The 5730-nt window shown below is 48.2% G+C and carries 8 protein-coding genes and 1 pseudogene; 7 read left to right on the forward strand and 2 right to left on the reverse strand.

The genetic code is table 11. The features are described 5' to 3' along the window. Together NG833_RS19085 and NG833_RS19090 are read left to right on the forward strand one after the other, a co-directional pair. A partial coding sequence (locus tag NG833_RS19085) for a hypothetical protein (RefSeq protein ID WP_254566861.1) occupies nt 1-219 on the forward strand: 219 nt, incomplete at its 5' end. A 52-nt stretch (nt 220-271) separates the two neighbouring features. After that, nucleotides 272-412, forward strand: a complete 141-nt coding sequence (locus tag NG833_RS19090; protein WP_254566862.1) for a hypothetical protein — start codon at nt 272-274, stop codon at nt 410-412. A 28-nt stretch (nt 413-440) separates the two neighbouring features. Here NG833_RS19090 and NG833_RS19095 read toward each other — a convergent pair whose 3' ends face one another. Further along, entirely contained in the window at nt 441-722 is a 282-nt protein-coding gene (locus tag NG833_RS19095) for a DUF2442 domain-containing protein (protein WP_254566863.1), read from the reverse strand. Between the two features lie 197 nt (nt 723-919). On the opposite strand from NG833_RS19095, the gene NG833_RS19100 reads away from it, so the two are divergent. From NG833_RS19100 to NG833_RS19115, 4 genes and pseudogenes are all read left to right on the forward strand, one after another. After that, nucleotides 920-1486 carry a Uma2 family endonuclease gene (locus NG833_RS19100; RefSeq protein WP_254566864.1) on the forward strand — a complete coding sequence of 189 codons (567 nt, stop codon included), beginning with the start codon at nt 920-922 and terminating at the stop codon, nt 1484-1486. A gap of 147 nt (nt 1487-1633) precedes the next feature. Then, complete coding sequence (locus NG833_RS19105) at nt 1634-1903, forward strand: ribbon-helix-helix domain-containing protein (protein WP_254566865.1); 270 nt, start codon at nt 1634-1636, stop codon at nt 1901-1903. Nucleotides 1904-2068: 165 nt separating this feature from the next. Beyond that, nucleotides 2069-2266, forward strand: a pseudogene (locus tag NG833_RS19110) (adenylate/guanylate cyclase domain-containing protein); the annotation flags it as partial. A 226-nt stretch (nt 2267-2492) separates the two neighbouring features. Further along, entirely contained in the window at nt 2493-4055 is a 1563-nt protein-coding gene (locus NG833_RS19115; RefSeq protein WP_254566866.1) for a hypothetical protein, read from the forward strand. Between the two features lie 415 nt (nt 4056-4470). On the opposite strand, the gene pyrE is transcribed toward NG833_RS19115, so the two are convergent. After that, nucleotides 4471-5091 (reverse strand): orotate phosphoribosyltransferase, encoded by a 621-nt coding sequence (gene pyrE, locus NG833_RS19120; RefSeq protein WP_254566867.1) that lies wholly within the window; start codon nt 5089-5091, stop codon nt 4471-4473. A 94-nt stretch (nt 5092-5185) separates the two neighbouring features. Between pyrE and NG833_RS19125 the strand changes: the two genes are divergently transcribed. Further along, on the forward strand, nt 5186-5593 hold the full coding sequence (locus NG833_RS19125) for a hypothetical protein (RefSeq protein ID WP_254566868.1): 408 nt from the start codon (nt 5186-5188) through the stop codon (nt 5591-5593). Nucleotides 5594-5730 lie beyond the last annotated feature (137 nt).

The raw sequence follows: 5730 nt of genomic DNA on the forward strand, positions 1-5730 counted from the left end.
AATGGCAACCTTACTAATCTGATTGCTGGAGATTACAACGGCGACGGGAAAACTGATTTCATCCGCCAAGAGAAAGATATCTGGGCATCCCAAGATGATATGCACATGGCTGACTTATATCTATCCAATGGGGACGGCACTTTTGCGAAACGTTCCATGCAGCCTTTATGGAATGAACTCAATGGAAATTTGGTGAATATAGTCAGTAGCTATGCCTAAACTGGTTCAAAGAGTAGCTCTTGGCTAGAACTTAAAAATCTGGGACATCCCATTGCTTTACTCTTGCCAAAGAGCGGCAACAAGCAGCGGAAGCGATCGCCTCTTTTCCCACAGAGCGATCGCCCCTTTCTCTCCCTTTCATGCGATCGCCTCTTTTCCCACAGAGCGATCGCTTTTCGTTTGCCTTTACTAAAGCGCTCCCTCTATGTCAAGCACTCGAATCATTCACTCTGCACAAATCCACCCTCATTTGGCTGATTTTGAGATAACTGTTCTGCAAGTTTTAACAACCCATCGATTGATAAATCTTCATCTAAAATAGGCCAGTGAATCCCATATCCAGAGGGTGAAACCCGATAAGTCTTGCGTTCTATATCCCCGGCAGACACCAATCGAGGGGACACTTCAGACAACGGCAAGAGGTATCGGCGATTGTCTACAGATACAATCATCACTGAACCCTCGAAGCCTATTTGCTGGACATCATGGCATTTTTCCATCATTGACCTCCAAAAACTCTTTCCCACTCTTCTACATTATCCTCCAAATTAGCGATGGCGTAGCGTTTCTTTTCTTGGATTTGAACAGACAATCCAGCGAGATGGAAATAGAGGAAGAGGAGCCGATCGCCTTTTCCCAGAATACAATCGCCCTTTTACTGTTACAATAAATCATCCGAACGCAATTGGAGTTCTCCACTATGCCTGAGATGACTATAAAAGACGTGGAACGGATTGAGTCAATCCTCAGCGACGCTGGTTTTGACTGTCAAATCGAACTGGAACAAGGTAGCATTATTGTTATCGGGCCATCAGATATTGTGGCAAGTGAAGTCTCCCTCCAATTCGCGAGTCAACTTCTCAATTGGGTGAAACCCCGCCGTCTCGGTCGCGTCTTCGACTCAGCCGGTGGGTTTATTTTACCCAATAGCGACCTGAAAGCACCGGATGTTTCTTTTGTTTCGCGCAGTCGCCTACCCAGAAGTGTTCGCTATTTTGCTACTCTGGTTCCCGATTTAGTTGTAGAAGTCAAGTCTCAGAGTGACCGCATCAAAAAATTGCGGGAAAAAATTAAGGTTTATCTCGACCAAGGCGTACAAATTGCTATTTTAATCGATCCGGATACTTGCCTAGTCGAAGTTTACCGTCCCGATGCTTCGGTACAAACTTTGGGCAATGGTGACATTTTAACAGTGCCGGAATTACTCCCTGAATGGGAATTAGTCGTGGAAGAACTTTGGCCGGTAATATTTGAGGATGAAGAATAGCGTCGGTTTTTTATCTAGCTTCCAGTGAAGGCGAACTGCCTAAATCTCAGAAATGCGATCGCCCCCAATCCCACTGCCAATCCCTCCGATGGCAAAAACTGGCAAAAACTGCCATAATCGAGTCAGGAAGTTTATAAACTGGCAGTGATGAAAAGTATCAACATTTCTTTACCTGACTCGATGCGAGCTTATGTGGAAGAGATTGTGGCAACGGAGGGATATAGCACCCTGAGCGAGTATTTCCGGGAGTTGGTACGGCAAGACCAAAAGCGGAAAGCCACCGAACGCCTGGAAACTCTGTTGTTGGAAGGGCTTGAATCCGGAACTGCAACGGCGATCGCACCGCAAGATTGGCAAGACATTCGCGCAGCAGTACGGGAGAGATTAGCCAAACAGTCTAACCCAACTGAGGAGTGATAAGCAACGTTAGTAAACGCCCGAAAGTCATCCGGGATTTAATTGATTTTTGGCTACCTACATCGCCGAAGATAACTTGGATGCGTCCGATCGCTTTCTAGCTTTTTGGTACAATTCTGCCCCCCCCCTTGTTCGCGATCGACCAGGGAAATCACTTCCTCTCCCGACCTCTGGGGAGATGCGGTCAACACCGCCTCCCGCATGGAATCTCACGGAATCCCCGGAAAAATTCAGGTCTCTGAAACCACCTATCATTTATTGCAACATCAGTATAAATTTGAGGAACGCGGACTGATTGAGATTAAAGGCAAAGGAGAAATGAAAACCTACTTTCTCACGGGACGCCATTTTTCTGCCCTCTAAATGTTGCCCGATCATTTCACAAAATCGTGTAAAACAGAAAAAAGATGAGGCGATCGCGGGTTAAAATGCCCTAGAATCCCCTCTTCATTCCCTAACTGTGTCCCTAAATGTACCGATGACTGTGTTACCCTAATTGAACCAGGGGGCATCTCGCCCGGGGGTCTAATCAAGGACACCCCGTTTTCCGCATTACTTTTTCAGCAAACCCGCATGGAAAATTAACAACATGGAATCGAATCAACCTTGGAACCTACTGGAAGAAGCCTTTGAGATCATTAACATTCAACCTATAGTCGTAGATGCCACTCAGCCCGTTTTGACCTACAAAAGCGCGGATGACCCCAATATTCCCGGGGATAATGAAATTCCTGCGGAATTGTGGCCCGACTATGTTATTGATCCCCCCTACATTAAAAATACCACCCGGAACTTAGAGTTCAATGAATCCCAATTTATAGCGTCACCCGGGGAACCCTTGGGAAGTACCAGCTATATCACCACCCCCGATGGATATACCTGGGCTTTCATGTCTGAAGCCATCAATACCATGTGGCCCTATAATCAGGCAGACTATGAAGGAATTGCGGCCCAAAGTTCCTTTCATGCAGGCAATTTTGTCATTCAACCCCTCCCTGGTGTGGTCAAGGTTACAGCCAACTTCAAAGGGCAAAATATGAAATTTTGGGCCAATGAAAACGGCGTGGCCCCTGGAACACCTGATGCTGTCCCCCTCGATCGCTATTTTGTCTCCGATCCCTGGGGGAATGAATATATTATGCACGCCTCGGGGGAATCCGACCCCAGTCAAGTGGCGAATGCTTTTGAAGCGTCGGTTCTACCGGAAGGATGGACGAAAGAAGTCCGACAACTCTCGGAAGATTTAATCCTGACTCCCGCCGAAGGCGCAGATGGGACATTTCATTATGTAGTCATTCGTGATAGTGCGGACAACACTTATCACCAAGTCAAATGGTCGGATACCGGATCCCTGGCCGCACAAACCGAAAAGATGCCGATTTGGGGGGGTCAAGGGAATAATACTTTAGCTGGAGATGTGGGAGGAATTTGGGATGATCTGATGCATGGTGCCGGTGGAGACGATATTTTAATTCCGGGATTGGGGAATGATACAATCTGGGGAGATGCAGGTATTGATACGGTAGTCCTGCCCGGTCGTCGCGCCGATTATGCGGGGAGTGATGCGTCTGAAGACCTGACCTATCTGGCGATTACGGGGTCCGGATATACGAAACAACTCCATCATGTGGAACGGTTGCAGTTTGATGATGAAACCGTGACAGTCGCCGACTTTATCGAAAATAGCCCTCCCTCCAGTGCCAATCCTACGGTAACAGATCCGGGTCTTCCGGTTGCCTTTCGGTTATATGACCCGATGACTGGCAATCATGTCTTTACTGCCTCTTTCCCCGAAGCGAATACCTTTGTTACGCAGGGGTGGGAATTTGAATCGATTCCTTTTGCCGTAAATCCCCAAGACCCTTCTGCTCAGAATGTTTACCGGCTGTATCATCCGACCCAAAACGGGTATTTGTTAACAATGTCTGAATTGGAACGCAATCAGGCGATCGCCCTAGGATATGTAGATCAAGGAATTGCCTTTACTGCGTTGGATCAACCCTCGTCTCTGGGTTCCGATCCGGTGTATCGATTTTTCTCCCCAGCTTCTACGGGTCACCTATACACCACCTCTGCTTTAGATCAGGAACAGTTGCCCGCCTTGGGCTATCAATTTGAGGGGGTTGCCTTCTATGTATCTTCCTTCACCTAATTCTCCCCTTGTCAGCTTGTCTCGTCAAATAGCAAACTGGGGAACTTAGGATTAAATGCGTCTGTTGAACTCACACTAACAGCGCAGCTAGTTTGGAGGGGTGGGACCTGCCTACCCACTCCAAACATTGGGGGAAAACAAACCGGGTTTGTTTCTATACTAAATATGAGCTAAGGGGATTGCAAAATATAAATCCTCCAAACGTTGAACTAAAAGGAAGGTATCTGTAGGGGCGCAATGCTTGCGCCCCAAGGGCCTGCGCATTGCGCCCCTACAGTGACGGGCTACTCCGTTAGTCACGACGAACGAACGTTTTGGAGATTTTATTTTTTGGAGTTCCCTAAGACTGAACCGACCCCCGAGCTTGTAACTTAAGGGGGGAGCAAATCTTCACTTATCTCTCTGCGCTTCTCACTTATAATCCCAACTCCTGATACCGGGCTTGAATCTGGGCGATGGTAAAAACTGCCCGAAACTTTAATCCCTCTTTGTGATACAATTCCGCTCCGCCTTGTTCGCGATCGACCAGGGAAATCACTTCCTCTACTTTGTACCCGGCATCGCGCAAACGGTGAACCGCTTTCATTGCCGAGGCCCCGGTAGTGACCACATCTTCTAGGACGACAACCTGGGTCCCTGGAGCCAGTTCGGGTCCCTCAATATAGGCTTGGGTGCCATGTCCCTTGGCTTCTTTGCGAACAATGAGGGCCGGAATCGGTCGGTTTTCGTAGGCAGAGACAACGCTAACGGCAGTCACAATCGGGTCAGCGCCCAAAGTTAACCCTGCCACGGCCAGGGTTTCTGGGGAGAGCATGGAGAATAAGACTTGACCCGTGAGGAGTGCGCCGATCGCGTGTAGGGTGACTTGTTTGCCATTGATATAGTAGCGGCTGCTTTGGCCGGAGGATAGGGTGAAGTCCCCCTCGCGATAAGCTAACTGACAGAGTAAGTCCAGAAGCTGTTGGCGTTGGTCGTTTAAATTGTTAGGGTGAACTGAGACCGATGTCTCATCCAATCCTTGAGTAATCTCGGTCATGGTTAATTGTAGTGACAGGAGGAAAATTTCAGCCGATAATTATCTTATCGTGGAAGTTGAGCTAATATCGAGCCAAAAGGTGAGGAGAAAATTTATGAGACTCCAGTTAAAAAGCGCAATCGGGGTGTTGGCACTCCTAGGGGCGTCTGTGGTGGTGCCACCAGAGGCAGTTGCCCAAAGCCTACCTGGAAGAAACATTGCTGAACAATTTGAGGAGGCTTTCTTTCGTAGTTCTGATACGTTTTACCAGAATCGCTCAATTTTTGACCAAATCAGTTTTTATCTGCTGCCCCTGACTTACCCGGAAAGACAGGCGGAACGGGATGCAGAACGGATCAACAAACTCTATCATGCCGTGATGGAGCTCCAGACCTCTAGCGATCCTGTTCTTAGAACCCCAGACTTGCCCAACCCCTTTGACGAGTCTTTGCTCACGCTGCCCATTTACCCCCCAGACGGAGTCCCGTTCAACCCTCAAAACGAAATCCTACCTCTACGGTAAGGGTATTCCAACAAATAAATCATCCTTGCTTTGATGCGATCGCACCTAACAAGGCTCTTTTAGCCCGCGCAGGCACCGCTTTGTCCGTGTAGCCCCAGGCTTGAGCCTGCGGGTTTTTTGAAGGTTTTATTTTTTGG

Source organism: Oscillatoria sp. HE19RPO, from assembly GCF_024220515.1.
Lineage (GTDB): Bacteria > Cyanobacteriota > Cyanobacteriia > Cyanobacteriales > Laspinemataceae > Laspinema.

Excerpts from the sequence above, each read along its gene's own strand:
- NG833_RS19100 (WP_254566864.1), top strand. The coding sequence starts at position 920 with ATGCCTGAGATGACTATAAAAGACGTGGAACGGATTGAGTCAATCCTC.
- NG833_RS19105 (WP_254566865.1), top strand. The coding sequence starts at position 1,634 with ATGAAAAGTATCAACATTTCTTTACCTGACTCGATGCGAGCTTATGTG.
- NG833_RS19095 (WP_254566863.1), bottom strand. The coding sequence starts at position 722 with ATGATGGAAAAATGCCATGATGTCCAGCAAATAGGCTTCGAGGGTTCA.
- NG833_RS19125 (WP_254566868.1), top strand. The coding sequence starts at position 5,186 with ATGAGACTCCAGTTAAAAAGCGCAATCGGGGTGTTGGCACTCCTAGGG.
- NG833_RS19115 (WP_254566866.1), top strand. The coding sequence starts at position 2,493 with ATGGAATCGAATCAACCTTGGAACCTACTGGAAGAAGCCTTTGAGATC.
- pyrE (WP_254566867.1), bottom strand. The coding sequence starts at position 5,091 with ATGACCGAGATTACTCAAGGATTGGATGAGACATCGGTCTCAGTTCAC.